This is a genomic window from uncultured Pseudomonas sp., assembly GCF_943846705.1.
Classification (GTDB): Bacteria; Pseudomonadota; Gammaproteobacteria; order Pseudomonadales; family Pseudomonadaceae; genus Aquipseudomonas.
Window position 1 is genome coordinate 3367524 of sequence record NZ_OX044366.1, and the last position, 23910, is coordinate 3391433.

19 protein-coding genes and 1 pseudogene are annotated in these 23910 nt (G+C 59.9%); 16 read left to right on the top strand and 4 right to left on the bottom strand.

What is annotated here, in order from left to right:
- Positions 1 to 33 precede the first annotated feature (33 nt).
- On the top strand, positions 34 to 2124 hold the full coding sequence (locus Q0V31_RS15935) for a hydantoinase/oxoprolinase family protein (protein ID WP_024075426.1): 2091 nt from the start codon (positions 34 to 36) through the stop codon (positions 2122 to 2124).
- Between the two features lie 97 nt (positions 2125 to 2221).
- Complete coding sequence (locus Q0V31_RS15940) at positions 2222 to 3181, top strand: helix-turn-helix domain-containing protein (RefSeq protein WP_033902870.1); 960 nt, start codon at positions 2222 to 2224, stop codon at positions 3179 to 3181.
- 377 nt (positions 3182 to 3558) lie between these two features.
- On the opposite strand, the gene csiR is transcribed toward Q0V31_RS15940, so the two are convergent.
- Positions 3559 to 4278, bottom strand: coding sequence for a DNA-binding transcriptional regulator CsiR (csiR, locus tag Q0V31_RS15945; protein WP_023048102.1), 720 nt, complete (start codon positions 4276 to 4278; stop codon positions 3559 to 3561).
- A gap of 192 nt (positions 4279 to 4470) precedes the next feature.
- Here csiR and glaH point away from each other — a divergent pair, with 192 nt between their 5' ends.
- From glaH to Q0V31_RS15995, 10 genes and pseudogenes are all read left to right on the top strand, one after another.
- Positions 4471 to 5448: a glutarate dioxygenase GlaH gene (gene glaH, locus Q0V31_RS15950; RefSeq protein ID WP_023628647.1), complete on the top strand. Its 978-nt coding sequence runs from the start codon at positions 4471 to 4473 to the stop codon at positions 5446 to 5448.
- A gap of 84 nt (positions 5449 to 5532) precedes the next feature.
- Entirely contained in the window at positions 5533 to 6762 is a 1230-nt protein-coding gene (gene lhgO, locus Q0V31_RS15955; protein ID WP_023048104.1) for an L-2-hydroxyglutarate oxidase, read from the top strand.
- A 238-nt stretch (positions 6763 to 7000) separates the two neighbouring features.
- Entirely contained in the window at positions 7001 to 8368 is a 1368-nt protein-coding gene (locus tag Q0V31_RS15960; protein ID WP_023048105.1) for an aspartate aminotransferase family protein, read from the top strand.
- A gap of 109 nt (positions 8369 to 8477) precedes the next feature.
- Complete coding sequence (gabD, locus tag Q0V31_RS15965) at positions 8478 to 9929, top strand: NADP-dependent succinate-semialdehyde dehydrogenase (protein ID WP_024075423.1); 1452 nt, start codon at positions 8478 to 8480, stop codon at positions 9927 to 9929.
- A gap of 786 nt (positions 9930 to 10715) precedes the next feature.
- Positions 10716 to 11027, top strand: a pseudogene (locus Q0V31_RS15970) (endonuclease); the annotation flags it as partial.
- Complete coding sequence (locus Q0V31_RS15975; protein ID WP_024075422.1) at positions 11009 to 11962, top strand: branched-chain amino acid ABC transporter permease; 954 nt, start codon at positions 11009 to 11011, stop codon at positions 11960 to 11962. The pseudogene Q0V31_RS15970 and the gene Q0V31_RS15975, both read left to right, overlap by 19 nt.
- Positions 11959 to 12717, top strand: coding sequence for an ABC transporter ATP-binding protein (locus Q0V31_RS15980; RefSeq protein ID WP_023048108.1), 759 nt, complete (start codon positions 11959 to 11961; stop codon positions 12715 to 12717). The genes Q0V31_RS15975 and Q0V31_RS15980 overlap by 4 nt, the downstream gene beginning before the upstream one ends.
- Positions 12717 to 13433 carry an ABC transporter ATP-binding protein gene (locus tag Q0V31_RS15985; protein ID WP_024075421.1) on the top strand — a complete coding sequence of 239 codons (717 nt, stop codon included), beginning with the start codon at positions 12717 to 12719 and terminating at the stop codon, positions 13431 to 13433. The genes Q0V31_RS15980 and Q0V31_RS15985 overlap by 1 nt, the downstream gene beginning before the upstream one ends.
- Positions 13434 to 13450: 17 nt before the next feature.
- Positions 13451 to 14365, top strand: coding sequence for a methyl-accepting chemotaxis protein (locus tag Q0V31_RS15990; protein WP_024075420.1), 915 nt, complete (start codon positions 13451 to 13453; stop codon positions 14363 to 14365).
- 368 nt (positions 14366 to 14733) lie between these two features.
- The gene (locus tag Q0V31_RS15995; protein ID WP_023630205.1) at positions 14734 to 16185 is read left to right on the top strand and encodes an aldehyde dehydrogenase; all 1452 of its coding nucleotides are present in this window, start codon (positions 14734 to 14736) and stop codon (positions 16183 to 16185) included.
- A 222-nt stretch (positions 16186 to 16407) separates the two neighbouring features.
- On the opposite strand, the gene Q0V31_RS16000 is transcribed toward Q0V31_RS15995, so the two are convergent.
- Together Q0V31_RS16000 and Q0V31_RS16005 are read right to left on the bottom strand one after the other, a co-directional pair.
- Complete coding sequence (locus tag Q0V31_RS16000) at positions 16408 to 17484, bottom strand: DUF2955 domain-containing protein (protein WP_078451698.1); 1077 nt, start codon at positions 17482 to 17484, stop codon at positions 16408 to 16410.
- Positions 17474 to 18535, bottom strand: coding sequence for an HlyD family secretion protein (locus tag Q0V31_RS16005; protein WP_023663266.1), 1062 nt, complete (start codon positions 18533 to 18535; stop codon positions 17474 to 17476). Before Q0V31_RS16005 ends, Q0V31_RS16000 begins: the two co-directional genes overlap by 11 nt.
- 147 nt (positions 18536 to 18682) lie before the next feature.
- Here Q0V31_RS16005 and Q0V31_RS16010 point away from each other — a divergent pair, with 147 nt between their 5' ends.
- Together Q0V31_RS16010 and Q0V31_RS16015 are read left to right on the top strand one after the other, a co-directional pair.
- The gene (locus Q0V31_RS16010; RefSeq protein WP_023629250.1) at positions 18683 to 19618 is read left to right on the top strand and encodes a LysR family transcriptional regulator; all 936 of its coding nucleotides are present in this window, start codon (positions 18683 to 18685) and stop codon (positions 19616 to 19618) included.
- Positions 19619 to 19774: 156 nt separating this feature from the next.
- Positions 19775 to 20002, top strand: a complete 228-nt coding sequence (locus Q0V31_RS16015; protein WP_023629249.1) for a DUF2790 domain-containing protein — start codon at positions 19775 to 19777, stop codon at positions 20000 to 20002.
- A 73-nt stretch (positions 20003 to 20075) separates the two neighbouring features.
- Here Q0V31_RS16015 and Q0V31_RS16020 read toward each other — a convergent pair whose 3' ends face one another.
- Positions 20076 to 20978 carry a LysR family transcriptional regulator gene (locus tag Q0V31_RS16020; RefSeq protein ID WP_023629248.1) on the bottom strand — a complete coding sequence of 301 codons (903 nt, stop codon included), beginning with the start codon at positions 20976 to 20978 and terminating at the stop codon, positions 20076 to 20078.
- Positions 20979 to 21105: 127 nt separating this feature from the next.
- Between Q0V31_RS16020 and salA the strand changes: the two genes are divergently transcribed.
- On the top strand, positions 21106 to 22395 hold the full coding sequence (salA, locus tag Q0V31_RS16025) for a salicylate 1-monooxygenase (protein WP_024075419.1): 1290 nt from the start codon (positions 21106 to 21108) through the stop codon (positions 22393 to 22395).
- 73 nt (positions 22396 to 22468) lie between these two features.
- Complete coding sequence (locus tag Q0V31_RS16030) at positions 22469 to 23815, top strand: aromatic acid/H+ symport family MFS transporter (protein ID WP_023629719.1); 1347 nt, start codon at positions 22469 to 22471, stop codon at positions 23813 to 23815.
- Positions 23816 to 23910: the final 95 nt, after the last annotated feature.

Here is a 23910-nt window from a genome sequence, read left to right on the forward strand (position 1 = left end):
ACAGCCCCTTTGAGCAATGCAGAGAATTCGAAAATGAGCAAACAACAATATCGCCTGGGCATCGATGCCGGCGGCACCTTCACTGATTTCATCCTCGCCGACCATCAGGGCAACGTGCAGTTGTTCAAGGCGCCGTCCACCCCACATGACGGCACCCTGGCCATACGCAACGGTCTGGCGCAAATCGCCGATGCCCTCGGCCGTACACCAGCCGAGATCATTGCCGACTGCGATCTGTGCATCAACGGGACGACTGTGGCGCTCAACGCACTGATCGAAAAGACCGGGGTCAAGGTGGGCCTGCTGTGTACCGATGGCCATGAAGACAGCCTGGAAATTCGCCTTGGCCACAAAGAAGATGGCCATCGCTATGACGCCACTTATCCACCGGCGCATATGTTAGTGCCGCGCCACCTGCGCCGTCCAATCGGCGGGCGTATTATCAGTGACGGCAGCGAGTTCAGCCCGCTAGACGAGGCGGCGATTCATGCCGCCATCGACTACTTCCGCGAACAACAGGTGCAGGCGGTGGCGATCTCCTTCGTCTGGTCGGTGCGCAACCCTAGTCACGAGCAGCGCGCTATGGCTATGGTGCGTGCGGCTTTACCTGACGTATTTGTCTGCAGCGGCCACGAGGTGTTCCCGCAGATTCGCGAATACACACGCACCTCGACAACCGTGGTCAACGCCTACCTTAGCCCAGTGATGGGTCGTTATATCGAACGCATCGACGCGCTGTTCGAGGAGCTGGGCGCGCAGCAGCCTACCCGCTATTTCCAGTCCAACGGAGGTCTGGCTCCTGGCGTGGTAATGCGTGAGCGGGCGGTCAACGCGATCAACTCCGGTCCGGCATCTGCCCCGCAAGCCGGCTTGTGCGTGGCCCAGCCATTCGGTATCGACAACGTAATCACCGTCGATATGGGTGGTACCTCGTTCGACATCACTCTTAGCAAAGGCGGTCGCACCAACTTCAGCAAAGACAGCGACTTCCTCCGTTACCGTATCGGCGTGCCAATGATTCAGGTGGAAACCCTTGGCGCCGGCGGTGGCTCGATCGCCCACCTTGACGACTTCGGCATGCTCCAGGTCGGTCCACGCAGTGCCGGGGCTAACCCCGGGCCTGTGTGTTATGGAAAGGGTGGGGTCGAGCCGACTGTAACCGATGCTAACCTGGCGCTCGGTTATCTGGCTGATGGTGCACTGCTCGGTGGCAGCATCCGTCTAAATCGACAAGCCGCGATCGATGCGATCCGCAGTAAAATTGCCGAACCGCTGGGTATCAGTGTCGAGCGCGCGGCCGTCGGTATCATTACCCTGGTTAACCTGAACATGGTTAGTGGTATCCGCCGCGTGTCCATTGAGCGTGGTTATGATCCCCGTGACTTCGCCCTGATCGGTGCCGGTGGTGCAGCGGGCATGCACGTGATGCGACTAGCTGAGGAAATCGGCAGCAAGGTTGTGCTGATTCCCAAGGTGGCTTCGGGGCTGTGCGCCTTCGGCCAGATTCTCTCTGACATCCGCTATGATCAGCTGACTACTTTGCCGATGCGTTTGGATGACGAGTTCGTCGATTTGGAGCAACTAAACCAGGCCCTGCAGCAGTTACGCGAGCGTGGTATGACGAACCTGCGAGACGATGGTTTCGGTGGTGACAATCGTATTGAATGCCAGTACAGCCTGGAGATTCGTTACCTCGGACAGATCCACGAGTGCAGCGTCGAACTGAGCTGCGACCGGCTCGACCGTAGCAGCCTGGCGGCCCTGCGCGAATCCTTCCACCAGCGGCACAAGGCGCTGTTTTCCTTCAGTGAGCCTAACAGCCCGGTCGAACTAGTTAATCTAGAGTGCTCGGTGATCGCGCGGTTACAGCGTCCACCAATGCCTGAACTTGCAACCCCGCTCAAGGCAACGGCCGCGATTCCGGCTGGTCATCGTCCGATGCTGTTCAATGCGCAAGACGATTGGCAGGACACGCCTGTGTACAACGGCGACCGCATAGAAGTAGGGCAGATTATTCAAGGTCCCTGTGTGATTGAGGAAGCGACCACAAACATCGTTGTTCCACCGGGCTGGCGGGTCAGTCTGGATCCCTCGGCCACATATGAACTGACTCCCGGTCATTGACCGTCAGGGATTTTTAACAAAGGATTGTGTAACAACGGCACCGACGGCATTCACCGTTGGTGCCGCCCTCATAATAACTACAAATTGAGGACCTTTCATGACAGATCAATTGTCTACGCGGTATTGGCCTGAGGGAGAAAGGCAATCGCGTTGGGCCGAAGCCATCGGCAATACATATTTTCCATTGTCGTTGGAGTTCAATTCCAGCGCCATTTTCCAAGGCAGCCTGAAAATTTGGAAAACGGGCAGTACGCCGTTGGCGTTATCGCGCCTGCGCTCCAGTCAGCTAGGCTATTCGCGCAGCGAGAGCCAGGTTAGCGAAGATACTGAACCCTGTTACCTTGTAACAGTGCCGCGCCTTACCGAAGTACACTTCGAGCAAGACGGTCGTGAGCTCCATTGTAAGCCAGGTGGGTTCATCTTCGAGCGAGGCGATGCGCCTTATCGTTTTCACTACTCCTGCGACAACGACCTTTGGGTATTCAAGCTGCCTGAGCGCGCGCTACATGGACAGATACGTGGAGCCGAGCGCTACACCCGTTTCTGTTTCGAGGCTCGGCGTGGATTGGGACGAATTTTTGTTGATCAACTGGCGATGTGTGCCGCGCGCTTCGACGAATGCGATGCGGATGCCCGTCATATGCTGCTGGAACAGGTGCTTTCGACGTTGTTAATGGCTCTGCGCCAAGATGAGCGCGTCCTTAATAGTGAGAGTTCGAGTCTAGCTGCCCTGCATTTGCAGCGTATCGAGCACTACATCGACCGAAACTTGTGTTCAGCTGAACTAAACCCGCAGCATATTGCTCAGGCCTGCGGCTTATCGGTTCGCTATTTGCATAAATTATTTTTCAGTACGCCCTACAGTCTCGGTGAATGGATTCGCCTGAAACGATTGGAGGCTGTATATCAACGCCTACGTGATCCCCACTGCCACCTATCAATCGGTGAGCTGGCATATCGTTGGGGGTTCAGTGATCAGGCACAATTTTCCCGGCATTTTCGCCAGCACTTTAGTTGTACTGCCAGTGAAGCCCGAGCCGTTTCGTTAAAGCCGTAGCCGGTTACTTTATTGTCAATGTGCTCTGGGGGATTAGAAGTCACTCGGCGTAGCTCCCCATAAAGGCTCCACGCCTTTTCACCGTTGCGGGAGTACCAGTTATATATCGGCGTCTGATATTCCATACGGGCGCTAACTTGGGTAAGCCTTTGTCGTCTGCATTGGCAAACTCATGCGTAGCTGGTGTTGCTGATCAAGCCAAGCTTATTGTTTTAGGTTCACGCGAGCGGGCTGAGAGCGGCGCAGGCTTCACAAGCGTAAGACGGAACCATGCTAGGTGCAAAGCTATGGTGTTGGGTAGTAATTGCTTCAGGTCTGTCCTGCAAAAAACATGCTGAAATTCCGCAGGCACCCCCTCTAAGGGCGAGACACGGTAACTATCCCATGATTTCAGGGGCGGACTGGGATGCTCTCAGGTTGCTGTTGCGCATGATCCCTTCGATGATCGGTACTGGTGTCATCAGATGAGCCTGCATCATGGCGCTTGCTCGCGTTGCGTCACGGGCAAGGATAGCTTCTACCAGTTCGCTGTGCTCTTGACGTTTCAGGGACAAGGCCTCCTCGGATAGCACCGTGCGCCGCAGCCACAGCTGGCGATAGCGCTCGGCCTGATCGAACAGATAGGCGCGCGCCTGCAGCAGGTGTCTAGACCCACAGCCGGAGGCTATAGCTGTATGGAAGGCCTTGTGTCGGGCATCCCATATTTCCAGCATCTGCTCCTGGGTCTTGACCTCCATTACCTTGGCCAATGTATGCGAATAGGCCAACACCTGGGCCTCCCAGGCGTCATCGCCGCGTTCGATGGCGAGCTTAAGTACCAGCGCTTCGAGATTGGCCCGTGCGTCATAGATGTCCTGCATTTCGCTCAGCGACATAGGAGCGACGCGGTAGCCACGCTGACTGATAGCTACTACCAGATTTTCCGCAATCAGATGCGATAGCGCTTCACGCAGAGGGCCTACGCCTAGGTCGTAGCGCTCCTTAAGCGCAGTCATTCGCAGTTTTTCTCCGGGCTTGAACATGCCCTGAATTATGTCCCGCTTGAGCCACTCATAGCCGCTGACTGCTGAGTTTTGGCGGGGGGCGAGCGTATCCATAAACCATGCTCCTCAACGGGTTTTATCCATCATACGCAACTGCAGAAATATTTACTAAGTGGAGATGCAGTTGCCGAGTGTCGCTATTTTATAAAAGCGTAGACATTTTTATAAAATAGCTATATTTTTAGTCCGGCTGTTCTGGTAAATCTCGGGGCGGCGTACAGACAATTTTTTCGTCAGGACTCTGCCATGAATGCCTTTACCCAGCTCAAAGATCTTGTGATGCCGCTACCGACCGCCGTTAAGGGGTTTTCTCTTTCACCCTCCGCTCAGTCGCCCCGTTTGTTCGAGCTGACCTTCACTAAGGCGACGATAGAGGCTTTCTGTGTAGCAGTGGCCGAGTGGCCGGTGCAGGCGCTGGAATACAAGTCCTTCTTGCGATTTCGCTTCGCCAAAATTCTTGACGATCTCTGCGGTAACAGCCTGCGCCCGGTGCTACTCAACGCCCTAATGGATCGTGCCACCGGAGGGCTGTTAATCAAGCAGGAGGCCCTGAATGATGTGGCACAAGCTGATGATATGGTCAAATTCTCGACTGCTGTGGCCCACCTGCTGGGGCGGTCGAACTTTGATGCGATGAGCGGCCAGTTCTACGCACGCTTCGTGGTCGAGAACGTCGATAATTCGGACAGCTACCTGCGCCAACCTCACCGGGTAATGGAGTTGCACAACGATGGTACTTTCGTCGATCAGATCACCGACTACGTGCTGATGATGAAGATCGATGAGCAGAATATCGAAGGTGGCAACTCGCTGATCCTGCATCTGGACGACTGGGAGGATCGCCATGCTTTCTTCCATCATCCGCTAGCACGGCGCGTCATGCGCTGGACCGCGCCGCCGAGTAAAAGGGTCGATACGGACGTGTTCCATTCGATCTTTGATGTCGACGCCGAAGGGCGGCCGACTATTCGCTATATCGATCAATTTGTTCAGCCCAAAGACTTCGACGAGGGCAACTGGCTGACCGACCTGTCTATCTCCCTGGAGGGCAGTAAACAGAAGCTTTCCGTGCCGGTGCCAGTTGGCTGCTTCCTGCTGATTAATAACCTGTATTGGCTGCATGGCCGCGATCGTTTCACCCCTCACCCTGGGCTGCGCCGTGAACTGATGCGCCAGCGCGGTTACTTCAGTTACCCCAAACTCGGCCATCAGCAAGGCCAATAATTGCCATTAATTGAACAGGGGCTGCGCGGTTTAGCCCTTGTCGTTTGTCCACGGGGCAAAACAGATCGAGTAGAGGTGATAGCGGTGTACGATTTTGTGATCATCGGGGGCGGCATTATCGGCATGTCGACTGCCATGCAATTAATCAAGGCCTACCCAGAGTCGAAAATCTTGTTGCTCGAGAAAGAGTCCGGGCCAGCTAAGCATCAGACGGGGCACAATAGCGGGGTCATCCACGCCGGCGTCTACTACACGCCGGGTAGCTTGAAGGCGAAGTTCTGCCTGGAAGGCAACCGTGCTACCAAATCGTTCTGTAACGAGCACGGCATTATCTACGATGAGTGCGGTAAGTTGCTGGTCGCCACCAATGAGGTGGAAATGCAGCGCATGCGCGCGCTTTGGGAGCGCACTGCAGCCAATGGTCTGGAGCGCGAGTGGCTGTCTGCGGAGCAACTGAAGGAACGCGAACCGAACATCACCGGAATCGGCGGGATCTTCGTGCCCTCCAGTGGTATCGTTAACTATGCCGAGGTCACCGCTGCCATGGCTCGCGAGTTCCAGAGGCACGGTGGCGAGATTCGCTACGACAGCGAAGTCATCGGCCTGGAAGAGCGCGCCACGGAGATGCGGGTTAAAACCCAGCATGAAGAAGTCATTGCACGCTTTTTGGTGACCTGCTCGGGTCTGATGGCCGACCGCATTGTATGTCTACTGGGCTTAGATCCTGGCTTTAGCATTTGCCCGTTCCGTGGCGAATACTATTTGCTGCCTGAGCAGCACAACCGGATCGTCAATCACCTGATCTACCCGATTCCCGATCCCTCCATGCCGTTCCTCGGCGTGCACCTGACGCGAATGATCGACGGCAGTGTGACAGTCGGTCCCAATGCTGTGCTGGCACTCAAGCGTGAGGGCTATCGCAAGCGTGACATATCTTTGTCCGACACGTTCGCAATGCTCACCAATCCGGGCATTCTTAAAGTGCTCAAGGACAATCTGCGGCCCGGCCTGATCGAGATGAAAAACTCGCTGTTCAAGCGTGGTTATCTACAGCAAGTACGCAAGTACTGCCCCAGCTTAACGCTGCAGGATCTCAAGCCTTACCCGGCCGGCGTCCGCGCCCAAGCGGTTTCAGCGGACGGCAAGTTGATCGAGGACTTCCTGTTCCGCAATACCCGCCGTAGCGTCAACGTCTGCAATGCACCATCGCCGGCGGCTACCTCTGCAATTCCCATAGGCGCCTACATCATCAAGCAGATTGATGCACAGCTGCAGGGGCTACCCAGGTTTGTAAAAAACCAACATCCCGCATGAGGCAGTGCGGGGCGAATTCGGCAGTGCACTGGAACGAACAAGACTGTGCGCAAGACGACAAGCCCCGCACCGGCTCAGTCTAATAGGCTATCGGCTAGTGCACTTAACGTCCCCGAGCCAAGTCATCGTTACTGAACTCGTTACCGAATTGAAGTGTGTGATTGTGATCAAAAGCCGGATGCCTACTTATAAGGCTACTCCCAGAAACCATGCTTGTTAGTCATATTGAGAGCGCCCCATGAACCAGTCAGTATCCTCGCTGCCAGAAAAAGACATTCAGTATCAACTGCACCCCTACACCAATGCTCGCCTTCATCAGGAGCTTGGCCCGCTGATCATCGAGCGCGGGGAGGGTATCTATGTTTATGACGATCAGGGCAAGGGTTATATCGAGGCGATGGCTGGGTTGTGGAGCGCCGCGCTTGGCTTTAGCAATCAACGTCTGATCAAGGCAGCTGAGCAGCAATTCAACACCCTGCCGTTTTATCACCTGTTCAGTCACAAATCGCATCGCCCGAGTATCGAGTTAGCCGAAAAGCTGATCGAGATGGCGCCGGTGCCTATGAGTAAGGTGTTCTTCACCAACTCCGGTTCCGAGGCTAACGATACTGTAGTGAAGATGGTCTGGTACCTCAATAACGCTCTAGGCAAACCAGCCAAGAAGAAGTTCATCAGTCGGGTCAACGGCTACCACGGCATCACCGTCGCCAGCGCAAGCTTGACTGGCCTTCCAGGCAACCAGCGCGGTTTCGACCTGCCGCTTCCAGGCTTCCTGCATGTCGGCTGCCCGCACCATTATCGTTTCGCCCTTGCCGGTGAAAGTGAAGAGCATTTCGCTGACCGCCTTGCCGTCGAGCTCGAGCAGAAGATTCTCGCCGAAGGCCCGGAGACTATCGCAGCGTTCATTGGCGAGCCATTGATGGGCGCTGGCGGTGTCATAGTGCCGCCTCGTACCTACTGGGAGAAGATCCAGAAAGTTTGCCGTAAGTACGACATCCTGGTTATCGCCGATGAGGTAATCTGTGGATTTGGGCGTACCGGGCAGATGTTTGGCAGCCAGACCTTTGGTATCCAGCCGGACATCATGGTGTTATCCAAGCAACTGTCATCTTCTTATCAGCCGATAGCGGCGATTCTGATCAATGCCCCAGTATTTGAGGGCATCGCTGATCAGAGCCAAGCGCTTGGCGCGCTTGGGCATGGGTTCACCGGCAGCGGTCATCCGGTAGCTACTGCCGTGGCCTTGGAGAACCTGAAGATTATTGAAGAGGAGAGCCTGGTCGAGCATGCGGCGCAAATGGGCCAGTTGTTGCGCAGCGGCCTACAGCATTTCATCGATCATCCCTTGGTGGGCGAAATTCGCGGTTGTGGACTGATCGCTGCGGTAGAACTAGTTGGCGATCGCGTGAGCAAGGCGCCGTATCAGGCGCTAGGCACCCTCGGACGCTACATGGCCGGCAGAGCCCAGGAACACGGCATGATTACTCGCGCCATGGGTGATGCCGTGGCCTTCTGCCCGCCGTTAATCGTCAACGAACAGGAAGTCGGAATGATTGTAGAGCGCTTTGCCAGGGCGCTGGACGACACCACTCAGTGGGTTGGTTAGATCAATCCGGGGGAGGAGAGAATTGCTTTTATGTGGCTCTCCTCGGCTTAAATTCATAGCTTGGAAAATAGCTGAGCAGCACTGAATGCAGTCTGCGAAGGAGCACGCCATGCAACTCAAAGATACCCAATTGTTCCGCCAACAGGCTTATATCGACGGAACCTGGTTGGACGCGGACAGCGGCCAGACCATTCAGGTCACCAATCCGGCCACCAACGAAGTTATGGGTAGTGTGCCGAAGATGGGGGCAGCGGAAACCCGTCGAGCCATCGAAGCAGCAGATCATGCCCTGCCAGCCTGGCGTGCACTGACAGCTAAAGACCGCGCCAACAAACTGCGCCGCTGGTTTGAACTGATGATTGAAAACCAGGACGACCTGGGTCGTCTCATGACCATGGAGCAAGGTAAGCCACTTGCCGAAGCCAAGGGCGAAATTGCTTTCGCGGCGTCCTTCCTTGAGTGGTTCGCCGAAGAAGCCAAGCGCGTGTATGGCGACGTAATTCCCGGCCACCAACCGGACAAACGCCTGATCGTGATCAAACAGCCCATCGGCGTAACGGCAGCGATTACACCCTGGAACTTCCCGGCAGCCATGATCACCCGTAAAGCCGGCCCGGCCCTGGCCGCCGGTTGTACCATGGTGCTCAAGCCAGCGTCGCAAACGCCTTATTCGGCGCTGGCGTTGGCAGTGCTGGCCGAGCGTGCCGGGATCCCCAAAGGCGTGTTCAGTGTAATCACTGGCAGTGCTGGCGAAGTCGGCAGCGAACTGACTAGCAACCCGATCGTGCGCAAGTTGAGCTTTACTGGCTCCACCGAAATTGGTCGCCAGCTAATGGCCGAATGTGCCAAGGACATTAAAAAGGTGTCGCTAGAACTGGGCGGAAACGCGCCGTTCATCGTATTCGATGATGCCGACCTTGATAAGGCAGTGGAAGGCGCACTGATCTCCAAATACCGCAACAATGGCCAGACCTGCGTGTGCGCCAACCGCCTGTATATCCAAGACGGCGTATACGATGCCTTCGCCGAGAAGCTGAAAATCGCGGTAGCTAAGTTGCAGATTGGTAACGGTTTGGACGAAGGTATCACCACCGGCCCTCTGATCGATGCCAAGGCGGTGGCCAAGGTCCAGGAGCACATTGCCGACGCCATTAGCAAGGGTGCCAAGCTACTCGCTGGTGGTAAGCCGCACGCCCTCGGTGGCACTTTCTTCGAGCCGAGCATCCTCATTGACGTACCGAATAACGCCGCCGTAGCCAAGGAAGAAACCTTCGGTCCGCTGGCGCCGCTGTTCCGTTTTAAGGACGAGGCCGACGTGATCGCGATGTCCAATGACACCGAGTTCGGCCTGGCCTCGTACTTCTATGCCCGCGATATGGGGCGCGTGTTCCGTGTGGCCGAAGCCCTAGAATACGGTATGGTCGGCGTCAATACTGGGCTGATCTCCAATGAAGTTGCGCCTTTCGGTGGTATCAAGGCATCCGGCCTGGGTCGCGAAGGATCCAAGTACGGCATTGAGGATTACCTGGAGATCAAGTACCTCTGCCTGGGTGGTATCTAAGAGCCCGGCGAATAGGCACGTGATTCTCGCTCAGGCCCCACTTGGCGAGCATCATTAATCTTGGCCCGGTCTATAAAACCCGGGCATGCTACATCGGTTGTGGCGCAGACAAAGATTGACGCGGGCTATTTCTACGTCACCGTCTACTTCTCACGGCTGTTGCCGCGCAACCAGAGTCTGGAGGCCTGTATCCGCGTCGACAGCGCCCCCTGTTCGAGCTAGGTGCCTAACATTTCTAACGATTGAGCGTTGCGCGGAGTCCTACACCTAGGCTCTGCGCCTTTTTAATCCCGCCGCGCTAGATTAGGCGAAGTAATGCTGCCTTCACAGCCAGTCCTGCTGGTATGGATAAAGGTGATATCCATCACCTATGCCATGTTAGGGGCGACGGTGAACTCTCTCTAAGATGGTTTGGTGCGATGATTTAAGGCGCCCCAGCGACCGTTGATTGCATCCAATGTGCTCATTAGCTTTTCTGTTCGAGCTGGCTGTTCCTGTGCGAATAGATCCTGTGTGTACTCATCACGCTTACACAGGTCTAGCAGCAACACTTGGGCTTTGGCATAGCTGAAACCCTCTCGTTACAGCCTTTTGATTCCCTCCTGTGCCGCTGCAATGATCAAACGCGTGTCATCGGTCGGGTAGGGCAGTTGGCAAAGCAGGCCGTTGGCGTACTTACCATCATTGAATTCGCTCGGTCGCAATCAGGCGAGCATTCGGGGCTTGGATCACGATCCCTCCAGTCGTAATAGCCACTGGCAGAAATCTTCAAGCAGAGGCACATAAGGTCGTAAGAACTGCGTAGCTGGTGACCCCGTCTTCCGTGCCATGAAAGTTGACCTGACCAACCGCTATCCGTCAGTCGGTGAGGCGAAGCAACTTCCTTTATGGCATGGTGCCACAGTCCCTTATTACGGAACGTGTAGTACCCGCATTGATTTCGTAGGGCGAGCAGCAGTGCCGCGTGATGAAGTGAAAGGCTTGGTCGCTTGCCCGACCTTCTACACGTAGGATCGCTATGGCATGTCCATGTCCTGTCAGCAACAGCAACAGCAACAGCAACAGCAATTGCTTATGGCTTGGGATCGACAGTATCCTTCCACCTGCAGCAACTGACCCACATCATGATTCTCGCCCTGGTCGCTCTCAGCCTCGACCTGTTGGTGGGCGTGACCGGCATGGTCAGCCTGGCCCAGGCGGCCTTCTTCGGCATCGCCGGCTACAGCCTGGTGTTGTTCGCCCCGGAGTTCGAGGCGGTGAACTTCTGGCTGGCGCTGCTGCTGTGCCTGGGCGTCAGCGCCGCAGCTGCGCTGCTGATGGGCCTGCTGATCATCCGCACCTCGGGCATCTTCTTCATCATGGCGACCATCGCCTTCTCGCAGATGCTCTATTACCTGTTCCACGACTCGGCCTTCGCCGGCGGCTCGGACGGCATCTACCTGTTCCTCAAGCCCGAGGTGGCCATCGCCGGGGTGCATCTGCTCGACCTGGAGAACCCGCGCAGCCTGTTCTACCTGGTGCTCGGCTCCCTGGTGCTGGTCTATCTGCTGCTGCGCACCTTCCTGCGCGCGCCGTTCGGCCGGGTGCTGCTGGGCATCAAGCACAACGAGGAACGGGTCCGTTCCATGGGCTACAACCCGCTGTTCTACAAGCTGGCGGCCTTCGTCATTGCCGGCACCATCGCCGGCTACGCCGGCATGCTCTCGGCCACCCAATACGGTTTCGTCAGCCCCGACCAGGTCGGCTGGCAGCTCTCGGCCCACGCCCTGGTGATGGTCATCCTCGGTGGCATGGGCAGCCTGTTCGGCGCCATCTTCGGCGCCTTCGCCTTCGAGGGCCTGCACCATCTGTTCGCCGGCCTGACCCCGCACTGGGAGCTGCCCATGGGGCTGGTGGTCATCGCCATGGTTCTGTTGCTGCCGCGCGGTCTCGCCGGGTTGCTGCTGCAGCTCTGCGACCGGCGCACAGCCACGGCCTGCGACGCAAGTACGGTATCCACCCCCGACGCGATGAAGAAGGAGGCCGGCGTATGACCGCCCATGTTCTAGAAACCCGCGGACTGAGCAAGGCCTTCGGCGGCCTGCGTGCGGTCAACGACATTTCCCTGAGCGTGGCGCCCTGCGAGGTACACGCGATCATCGGCCCCAACGGCGCCGGCAAGAGCACCATGGTCAATCTGCTGTCCGGCCATCTTCAGCCCAGCGCCGGGCAGATCCTCTTTCACGGCCGCGACATCACCGGCTTGGCGCCCAACCGGGTGTCGCACCTGGGCATCGGCCGCAGCTTCCAGCGCACCAACATCTTTCCCAGCTTCACCTGCCTGGAAAACTGCTGGCTGGCGGCGCAGTCGCGGCTGAAGAACTCCTTTCGTTTCTTCCGCCGCTGCGAGGCCTATGTCGAGGTACGCGAGCGCGCCGAACGGGCGCTGGAGCTTTGCGGCCTGGCCGCCCACCGCGACACCCTGGCCGATGCCCTGAGTTATGGCGAGCAACGCCAACTGGAGATCGGCATGGTACTGGCCACCGAGCCGAGCTTCCTGCTGCTCGACGAACCCATGGCCGGCATGGGCAAGGACGAATCGGCGCGGGTGGTCGAACTGCTCGCCAGACTGTCGCAGCAGTACGCCATGGTCCTGGTCGAGCACGACATGGATGCGGTGTTCAGCATCGCCCACCGTCTCACCGTGATGGTCAACGGCGAGCTGCTGGCCAGTGGCCCGCTGGACCAGGTGCGCAACGATCCGGCGGTACAGCAGGCCTATCTGGGCGACGGCGAGGAGCAATTCTGATGAGCGCACAAGCCCTGGTGCAGGCCACCGGCCTGCACACCTATTACGGCAACAGTCATGTGCTGCATGGCGTCGACCTGCAGATCCAGCCGGGCGAGACCCTGGCGCTGATGGGCCGCAACGGCATGGGCAAGAGCACCACCATTCGCTCGTTGCTCGGCCTGACGCCGGCGCGCCGCGGCGAGGTGCTGATCCGCGGCGAGCGCTGCAGCGGCCGCGCCACCCACCAGATCATCCGCCGCGGTATCGGCTATGTGCCAGAGGGCCGCGGCATGTTCCCCAACCTGAGCGTGCGCGAGAGCCTGATCATGGCCGCCCGCCCGGGCCTGGACGGGCGCCGCGACTGGAACCTGGAGCGGGTGCTGGCGACCTTCCCGCGCCTGGCCGAGCGCTTCTCCCACCTGAGCGGCAACCTTTCCGGCGGCGAGCAGCAGATGGTCGCCATCGGCCGCGCGTTGCTGACCAACCCCGAACTGATGATCCTCGACGAGGCCACCGAGGGCCTGGCGCCCTTGATCCGCAAGGAGATCTGGGACGTGATCCGCCTGATCAAGGCCAGCGGTATCGCCACTCTGGTGGTGGACAAGAACGTCAACGTGCTGCTCGACCTGACCGACCGCAGCATGATCATGGTCAAGGGACGGGTGGTGTTCGACGGGCCCAGCGTCGAGCTGAAGTGCCAGCCGCAGATCCTCCAGGAACATATTGGCCTGTGACGCCGGGGAGACTGACGATGAACGAGAAGACCGACGCCCCTGCCCGAAACTGGCAGAAGCCGCTGGCGGCGTTGCTGCAAGCGACGGCGGCGCTGGCCGCAGCCGGCCTGCTGCTGTTGGACAGCGGCCTGCACGGCCCACTGGCGGCCCTGGCGCTGGCCGGCGTCGCCCTGGCCGGCCTGCTCTACCACAGGTTGCCGCCGATCCTGGTCGAGTTGCCGCCACCAGCGCCAGCGCCAGCGCCGCCACCGGCGCCTGAGCCTGAACCGCCGGTGCTGCTGGCGGCGCCTGCTCCCGAGCCGCCTTCCGACCCTGGCCTGCCGCTACGCGCACCCCTGGCGAAGTTGCTCGAGAGCATCCTGCGCACCGAGCAGGACATGCTCTTCGCCACTGAACTGGCGCGCGCGGGCGGAGAAAAGGTGCAGTTCAGCGCCGCCAGCATCCAGGCCTGCGAGGCGGCGATCCGCGAGCTGGCCGGCTACATGGGCACCATCGATCAGGTATTCGACGAACTGTCGCAACAGTCGATGCGCATCGGCGCCATCGTCGGCAGCATCCAGGACATCGCCAAGCAGACCAACCTGCTGGCGCTCAACGCGGCCATCGAGGCGGCCCGCGCCGGTGAGCATGGCCGCGGCTTCGCCGTAGTCGCCGACGAAGTGCGTCACCTGGCCCAGCGCGCCAACGAGTCCAGCGGCGAGATCCAGCAGATCGCCGGCAGCCTGCAGAAGTCGGCGCAGGAGGCGCGGACGGGAGTCGAACACATCGGCCAGTCCACCAGCACCGGCCTGGAGAAGTCCGCCGCGGCCCTGGGCGCCATGGCAGAGATGCGTGCCGGCGCCGCGGTGCGGCTGGAGACGGTCGAGCGCATCGTTCGGCGCCTGAATGAGCAGCGCACCTTGACCCAGGACATGGTCGAGCTGCTGGGTTAGCGGGCTATCGCTGAAGTGGGCACCTTGCGACCCCATCGTTGTGACGCAGTCTTCGTCAGCCGATTCGACTGGCTGTGGAATCACGATCTGCAGCAAGACCTGAACTTGGCCTACAGCCGTTTAGGCTGGAAAGCGGCCCTGGCCGCATGACTCCGCCATTGCCGTGGACGTGATGCCTTCTCGCCTGGAGTTGGCTCGCAGGGTGGGCACAACGCCCATCTTCAATAGCCGGGTAGCAGATCCGGCTACGCGTAGTCGCGCAATCACTGACGCAGCTGCGCAGCGCAGTCCCATTCTGCGTATGCCCGGAGCTGCCGACTGAATGCGGTCGCGTCACACAATTTTCCTACTGTCTAAAAGGTCTAGAAATGAGTGCACAACTGGTAATCGACAATATCAAGCTGGACGCTACCGGAGGCAAGACGATCCAACGGCTTGACCCTGTGTCCGCCAAACTGGTCAGCACTGCGGCTGCCTGCACCCTGGAAGACGCAAAACGGCTCGCGGCCTCATCCGAGCGAGCATTCCGCAAATGGTCCAAGACCGGACCGACCGAGCGGCGTCGTCTCCTGCTCGCAGCAGCGGATGTCCTCGAGGCCAAGATGTCGGAATTCTGCCGGATCATGGCTGAGGAAATTGGCGCATCGCAGCTCTGGGCGCAGTTCAACGTAGGTGCATCGGCGAATCTGCTGCGCGAGGCTGCAGCGCTCACTACTCAAATCAAGGGTGAGACGATTCCAACCGATAAGCTTGGCGCTTTCTCGTTGACGCTTCGCCAGCCGGTGGGCACCGTGCTGAGCATTGTGCCGTGGAATGGGCCGGTGATCCTGGGGGCTCGCGCTATCGCGTATCCGCTGGCGTGCGGCAATACCGTGATCTTCAAAGGCTCGGAAAACAGTCCTCGCACTCATGCCCTTGTGGCCGATGCCTTCATTGAGGCAGGCCTGCCGGCGGGTGTGCTCAATTTCCTGATTACCGCGCCCGAAGACGCATCGGCTGTCACCGAAGCGTTGGTGGCCCACGATACCGTGCGCCGGGTCAACTTCACGGGCTCCACCAAGGTCGGCCGCATGATCGCCGAAACCTGTGCGTCCCATCTCAAGCGCTGTTTGTTGGAGTTGGGTGGCAAGGCTCCTTTCGTAGTGCTGGAGGATGCCGATATCGACGGCGCAGTGAATGCCGCAGTATTCGGCTCGTTCCTGTATCAAGGGCAAATCTGCATGTCGACCGAGCGTTTCGTGGTCGATCAGCGTGTTGCCGACGAATTCGTGAGTAAGTTTTCCGAGCGAATCGGCAAACTGGAGCTTGGCGACCCCACCGCATCTCCGACCTGCGTAGTCGGACCGGTCATCGCCCAGGGCTCGGTAAAGCGGATCAACCATCTGATCGAAGATGCGCTCGGCAAAGGGGCTGTCATCGCCGCGGGCGGTATCGCCGACAGTGCCTTGATGCAGCCCACGCTAGTCGACCGCGTGACCAAGGACATGGAAATCTACGACGAGGAAACCTTTGGTCCTATTACCACGATCGTTCGTGTCGACGGGGCAGAGGAGGCGTTGGAAGTGGCCAATGACACGGCTTATGGCCTCTCATCTGCAATTTTCAGCGCCAATGTCTCCAAAGCGCTTGAGCTGGCAAGTCGGTTGGATGCAGGTTGTGTCCACATCAACGGCGCCACCGTACAAAACGAAGCGCAGGCCCCCTATGGTGGTATGAAGCAGAGTGGATACGGCCGTTTCGATGGAAGCGCTGTGATTGACGAGTTCACAGAAATCAAGTGGGTCACTGTTGAGCCATCTGATCAGCCTTATCCCTTCTGATGTTTCGGGGCCGGCGGAGCAAGTGGATTCGCCGGTTCACGCGCGTTCGCATCATTTCTCCCAGATGATCGTAAAACGCTCGGATCCACGGCCAAGCGCGTCTTGCCGCGAAAGTGTTGCACGCGTGATAACAAATTGTAGCGGTGCGCGGTCGCCGGCTTTGTGTACGAGCAGGAAAAACGCGCGCTGATCTGACAATCGCCGTGGCCGCAGCTGTTGGCTTCAATGGCTGCTGTGGCGAGTAGTGACAAAGCGGTTGAGCAAGCGGTGCACCATGAACACGACGAACAGGGTCAACAGCACCGAGACACACACCGAACTCAGCCGGTAGAGGGTCGCAAATATGATGTCGTGGCTGGGCGTAAGCGACTGGCCGAACAGGATGGCCAGGGTGGTCAAAGCGCCGAAGCCGACGCCGGGCACCCCCTTTTCCAGCATGTGCCAGCGCGCGCAGACCATGGCGGCGATCCATAGCAGCAGGGCGACCAGCGGCAGTAGGTCGTGGTGATCATAGAGCAGCAGCATGATCAGCAGGGCAATCACGCAGCCGAGCAGGGTGCCATGCGCACGGGTACGGCCGGCGAAGCGTGAGCCGTTCCAGTGCATGGGAAACAACAGCAGGATGCTGGCGACCTGAGCCGACAGCGAGTCCTGCAGATCCAGGCACTGGAATACGCTGAACGACAGCGTCGCCACCGTTGCCCCGAGCAGTGCCTCGTGGCGCCGACTGGCGCGGTCTTTGGGCGGCGGCGTGCGTGCGGGGCGCGGCTCGCAGTCGGGAAACAGGTAGAACATCAGCACGGCGATCGCTGCGGCCAGCACGATGGCCAGGCCATTGCTCCCAAGCATGGCGATGACGTCGGTGTGCGGGTAGCTGGCGAAGTTCAGCTGGATCGACAGAAATACTGCGCCGAGGGCGCCGAACAGGAAGTTCGGGCCGCTGGCCATCAGCGCGAAACGGTAGAGAAACAGCAAGAACACCAGCGGAATCATCAGCAGCGGTCGGCCGCCGAACAGACCGTAGAGCAACGCGACCTCCAGGCTGACGACCAGTCCCTGGGTGAAGAACTGGCGCATCAGGTGGGCAGTCAGGCGCGGCACCAGGCCGAGCAGTAGCATCGGATAGACGCAGAAGAAGGCACCGTACTGCAGGTCGAACAGCTTGCACAGGACAAAGGCCAGACTGCCGCCAGTGGCGATGCGCAGACACTGGCGCAGGTCGTTCTTGCCCAGTGACAAACGGGGCGCTGTGGCCCTTTCGGCAAGTGTGTGTGCCGCCGCGGAGGGTTCAGTAGACATAGTGCAACCAACTGATCAGGCGGATCTGCAGCGTAGCGGCGAGGTTCACCAGCGGGTTGTCGAAGGGCTTCAGCTGAACCGTGGCCTTAGCCCCGGTGGGCAGCAGGAACGGCAGCTCTTCATCGAGTGCCAGGTGCACGCGTTGTCGTTGCGCGTCGCGAACCCAGCGCTCGGATTGCGCGGGCGTTGCCAGCTCGCCGTTGGCATCGATCTGGCCTTCCCGGACTCCGGCGTCGAAATGACTGACCCGGGCGCTGAACAGCTCGCCTGGACGGGCGTCGAATACGACCACGGCTGGGGTGTCGACGCCGATGTAGCGCAGGGACTTCTCGCGGAAGTCGGCGATGATGTCCAGGCGGTCCTCGACCAGAGCGGCCACCGGCGTTCCTGCCGCGACGAAGGTGCCGGGGGTGAGCTGCAGGTTGCTGAGCACGCCGCCACGTTCGGCGCGAACCTCGCTGTAGTCCCGCTGCAGGTGCGCCCGGAGCAGTGCATTGCGGGCTTGGCGTAGCCGTAGATTGGCACCGTCGGCGCCGCCGCGACGGGCCTGCAGTTCACGGACTCTGGCCTGCGCCGTACGCAGTTGGGCCTGGGCCATCAGATGCTGCGCTTCGGCCGCATCGTAGGCCTGGCGCGAGACATGCTGGCGTTCGAGCAGGCGCGACAGGCGTAGGGCCTGAGCGCCCGACTCGTTCGACTTGGCTTGGGCCGCGCTGACCTCGGCACGGGCGGCGGCCAGCAGGGCATCGAGTTCAGTGTTGTCCTGGTGTGCCTGTTCGAGCGCCAACTCGGCCCGCTGCACCTCCAGCTCGAATGGCTGCGGATCGAGGCGAAACAGTAACTGGCCAGGTTGTACGTACTGGTTATTGCTCACCGCCAGCTCACTGACCTGGCCTGCGACCCGCGGCGCGACCTTCAGTACCGGTCGGGTCAACTGCGCCTGTGGTGTCAACGGCATGCTCAGGTCGGCGGTTAGGAAGTAGATGAAGCAACAGGCTAGGGCCGAGATAGCGATTTGAACCCAGCGGGCAAATCGTTGATCGGGAGTCATGAATACCTCGGTTAAGCAAAGCGTCGGGGGACGGGCGCACGCTGGAAAGTCCGGGCCGGCCCGCGAAGGCGGCAGTATATTTCCCATGCTTTCATGCAAAAATAGCCGTCTTATGCAAAGAACACTTACTAAATAGGTAACAGTCAGATGGATGTTTTTCAGGCAATGCGGGTGTTTACTCGCGTGGTGGACGCGGGCACCTTCACGGCTGCTGCACAGACGCTGGGCTTGTCCACCGCGCAGGTGTCGCGGCAGGTGTCCGAACTCGAAAGTCATCTGCAGGCACGCCTACTGCAACGTACCACCCGCCGGCTGGGGCTGACCGAGGTAGGCAGCCGTTACCTGGAGCGCTGTCGGCATATTCTCAGCGAGCTGGAAGACGCTGGCGCCGAGGCCGGTGGTGCCTACCTGATGCCCAGGGGGCGCCTGCGGGTGCACGCGATCACCGGTTTGGGCACCCATCTACTTGCACCCTTGGCCGCCCGCTATAGCGAGCTCTACCCGGAAGTGAACCTTGAGCTGACGCTCTCCCAGCGCCACCCTGACCTGCTCGAGGAGGGGCAGGATGTGGTCATTACTCTGGCCCGGGAGTTGCCCGACTCCGAACTGGTCGCTCAACTGCTCGGCACTACCTACAGCGTGGTCTGTGCGGCGCCGAGCTACCTGGGGCAGCACGGTATTCCGATGACTCTCGACGAGCTGAGCCAGCATCGCTGCCTGCGCCTGCTCGACCCGGTTTTTGGCGACAGCTGGACCTTTACCGACAACGGCGTCGAGCGGGCGATCCGTCTGGGAGAAACATTTCAGGTCAACGTCGCCGAGGCGATGGCCCAGGCGGCAGGAGAGGGTATGGGTATTTGCGTACTGCCGGACCTGATAGCGGCCAAGGCCTTCGCACAGGGCCGACTGGTACGCCTGCTGGCCGAACATCGCCTGCACGAGCGGGGTATCTATGCGCTGTACCCGTCGCGGCGCTTTCTCGATGCCAAGGTGAGAACCTGGGTGGAGTTCCTCAAGGAGCAATTACCCCTGGTATTCCGCGGTAATCGAACCCTGGTGGAAAACCCCACCTATTGGGCGTGACCCTGGGAGCAAACCGGTGTGGCCAGGGTTGATGCCCTGTCGCTTAGCGCTCTTCGATTATTACGCTAAAGGCAAAACTACCTTGCCTGGAGTTCGCTGTTTCTTGCCGGAACCACTCCTTAAGCTGATGCTCATCGAGTCATTACGAGGTGCAGCATGAAAGCAAGATACTGGATGATCGGCGTGACACTTGTCGCTCAGTGGGCAGTCGCCGACGATGCGCAGCCATACCATTATGGCCAGGCCATGGATGTCGCCAGGGTCATTTCGATCGAGATGCCTCAGGGCTGTGAGGTGGGCGAGGCGACCATGGTCTATGAGGATTCACACGGCGAGATCCATACCCTGGTGTATCTGCGCCAGGGCGAGAGCTGCGTGTATTGAGTCCGTCGCAGGACTCGGCAGTCAGCCCGATCCCTCATGGCAGGCAATGGGCTGTCAGGCACTTCGGGCGCCGTCAGTCCGCAAATAGCTCGAACATCAGTTGCCTGAGCCAGCGGTTGGCGGAGTCTCGGTGATACTTGGCGTGCCAGAACAGGTTGATATCGATTTCCGGTAGCTGCACGGGGTGGGGCAGGGCCACCAAACCGAAGGGCTGGACGCAGCACTCGGCAAAGCGCTCGGGTACCGTGGCCAGCAGATCGGTGCGCTGGAGAATATGGCCCACAGCGACGAAGTGCGGCACTTCGAGACGGATGTCCCGCTCTATCCCCAGACGCGCCATGTGTGCGTCCACTTCGCCGTGGCCGGTGGTGGCGGCGATGACCCGCACATGACCGTGAGCGCAGAAGCGCTCCAGCGTGAGCGGCTCGCTGGTGACGGGGTGGTCCTTGCGACACATGCATACGTAACGATGATGGAACAGACGGCGAGTGAAGAAGCCTGCCTGCAGGTGTGGCAGCAGGCCTACGGCGAGGTCGACGGTGCCGCTCTGCAGCGCCTCGATCAGGGATACGGAGGTGTTGCGCACGGTACTGATGCGGCAGCCTGGTGCCAGGCGGGAGAGGGCATCCATCAGGCGCGGGGTGAAGTAGATTTCACCGATATCGGTCATCGCGATGGTGAAGGTGCGTTCGCTGGTTAGCGGGTCGAAACTGTCTTGGCGACTCAGCGCCTCGCGCAGGGTATGGATGGCCAGCGACACTGGCTCAGCAAGTTGCTGGGCGTAGGGGGTAGGCTCCATACCCTGATAGGTACGCACGAACAGGTCGTCCTGCAGGGCTGTACGCAGGCGCCTGAGGGCGTTGCTCACGGTGGGCTGGGTCAGACCCAGGCTTTCCGCGGCGGTGGAGACGCGGCGGTCGATCAGCAACTGGTTGAACACCACTAGCAGGTTCAGATCCAGGTCGCGCAGGTCCATGGTCTGCCTCATAGGTTGGTAGGAATATTCAGGTTTGAAATAGTTTGTATGCAGGCTGCGGTATTTATCAATATTTCTCGTGCGCCCATGATGACTTCACTCCAACAACAACATCATGGGTACAAACATGATCACCAAGCCTGCCCTGCGTATCGGCATCATCGGCGGCGGTATTTCCGGCGTCGCCCTGGCACTGGATCTGTGCCGCCATTCCCATCTCGACGTCCAGCTCTTCGAATCCGCACCGGCCTTCGGTGAGGTGGGAGCGGGCGTTTCCTTCGGTGCTAACGCGGTGCGAGCCATTGCCGGTCTCGGCATTGCAGAGCCTTACGCCCAGGTTGCCGATCGCACCCCCGAGCCCTGGCAGGACGTGTGGTTCGAATGGCGCCGCAGCGTCGACGCCGGTTACATTGGCGCGAGCGTGGCTCCTGGCGTGGGGCAGTCTTCGGTGCACCGGGCGGATTTCCTCGACGTGCTCGCCAGCCGACTGCCGGAGGGCATTGCCCGATTCAATAAGCGCGCCGTGGGCGTGGAGCAGCACGGCGATGAGGCCTGTGTGCGCTTTACCGACGGTAGTGAATATCGCGGTGACTTGCTGATCGCCGCCGATGGCATCAAATCGGCTATTCGTGGCCATGTCCTCGAGGGTATCGGGGCCCCGCCCGCCGTGCCGCGCTTCAGTGGTACCTGCGCCTACCGTGGCATGATCGATAGCCTGCACCTGCGCGAGGCCTACCGTGCCGCTGGCGTTGACGAGCACTTGGTGGACGTGCCGCAGATGTACCTGGGCCTGGATGGCCACATCCTTACCTTTCCGGTTAAGCGGGGGCGCATCATCAACGTGGTGGCCTTCGTATCTGACCGCAGTCAGCCCGCGCCCACCTGGCCCGAGAATTCGCCCTGGGTTCGTCAGGCCAGCCAGCGTGAGATGCTCGACGCCTTCGTCGGCTGGGGCGATGCTGCGCGAATCCTGCTGGAGTGCATTCCCTCGCCAACCTACTGGGCTCTGCACGACCTCGCCGAGCTACCTGGTTATGTCCACGGCCGTGTGGCGCTGATCGGCGATGCCGCCCACGCGATGCTGCCGCACCAGGGCGCCGGGGCAGGGCAGGGGCTCGAGGACGCCTACTTCCTCGCCCGCCTGCTGGGAGATGTTCAGGTGAGTCGCGGCAACCTCGATGAGTTGCTGGCTGCCTACGACGCCTTGCGCCGCCCGCGTGCCTGCCGCGTGCAGCGTACCTCCTGGGAAGCCGGTGAACTTTACGAACTGCGTGACCCGGCAGTGGGTGATGACAAACAGGCGCTGGGAGCTACCTTGGCTAGCCGCTTCGACTGGTTGTGGAACCACGACCTCGACGCTGACGTGCGAGATGCCCGCGCTCGACTAGGTTGGACAGCCCTGAGCCACTGCGCCTAGTTGCGCGTCGTTCTACCGGAATCGGCCTCGATGCCGGTTCCGGCTCTATAACAATGACAAGAAGAGCTATGCCATGCGTGATATCGACGTTTCCGCCCTGCTTGACGGGGCCCGCTTCAATACCTTTCACGGGCGCGTGCTGTTCTGGTGCGCGCTGATCATTATCTTCGATGGCTATGATCTGGTTATCTACGGCGTGGTGCTGCCGTCGCTGATGCAAGCCTGGAACCTCTCTGCGCTGCAGGCCGGTCTGCTAGGCAGCTGCGCATTGGTGGGCATGATGCTCGGTGCACTGTTCTTCGGCCCACTGTCGGACCGGATCGGGCGCCGCAAGACCATCATGACCTGTGTGGTCCTGTTCAGCGGTTTTACCGTGATCAACGGATTCGCGCGCACTCCCGAGGAGTTTGCCATTTGCCGCTTTTTCGCCGGGCTTGGTATCGGTGGGGTGATGCCCAATGTGGTGGCGCTGATGAACGAGTACGCGCCGAAGAAAATCCGCAGCACCCTGGTGGCGATCATGTTCAGCGGTTACTCGGTGGGGGGCATGCTCTCTGCGGGTCTGGGCATGGCGTTGATGCCCAGCTGGGGCTGGCAATCGGTGTTCTTCGTGGCGGTTGTACCGCTGCTGGTGCTGCCGTTGCTGGTGCGCCAGCTGCCGGAGTCGTTGAACTTCCTGCTGCGCCAGGGGGAGGTCGAACGCGCCAAAGAGCTGCTGGCCAGGGCAGAGCCCGACTACGTGCCCAAAATGCACGACCGGCTCAATCTGGCAAAGGGGCAGGCGGGCAAGGTGGCCATCTCCCAGTTGTTCCAGGATGGTCGCGCACTGAAAACGCTGATGCTCTGGGTGGCCTTCTTCTGCTGCCTGCTGATGGTCTACGCCCTGAGTTCCTGGCTGCCGAAGCTTATGAACGCTGCCGGCTACGGCCTCAACTCCAGCCTGGCGTTCCTGCTGGTGCTGAACTTCGGCGCCATCTTCGGGGCAATCGGCGGCGGCTGGCTGGGAGATCGCATAGGCCTGGGTCGGGTACTCCTGGCGTTCTTCGCCACCGGTGCGCTGTCGCTGAGTCTATTGGCGCTGAAGTCACCGCTGCCGGTGCTCTACCTGCTGATCGGCGTGGCCGGGGCCTGCACTATCGGTACGCAGATCCTCGCCAATGCCTGCGCCGTGCAATTTTACCCCGCGCATATCCGCTCCACTGGTCTGGGCTGGGCGATGGGAATTGGCCGTATTGGCGCCATCATCGGCCCGTTGCTGGGCGGAGCTTTGCACGCCGCGCAACTGCCGTTGCAGGCGAGCTTTCTGGCGTTCGCGCTGCCGGGGCTGGTGGGCGCCGCCGCCATTATGGGTTTTCTCTGGCACCGGCCGGGTCAGGTCTGCACGCTGATGGAGAAACCTCTGGAATCGACTGCCGGCTGATCCACTGCTATCAGGAACTGAGCACCGCACCCATGTCGGGTGTGGTGCTCTGGTTGACCGCTCGCAACCGGCATATGGAACCACCATGGTCTCGG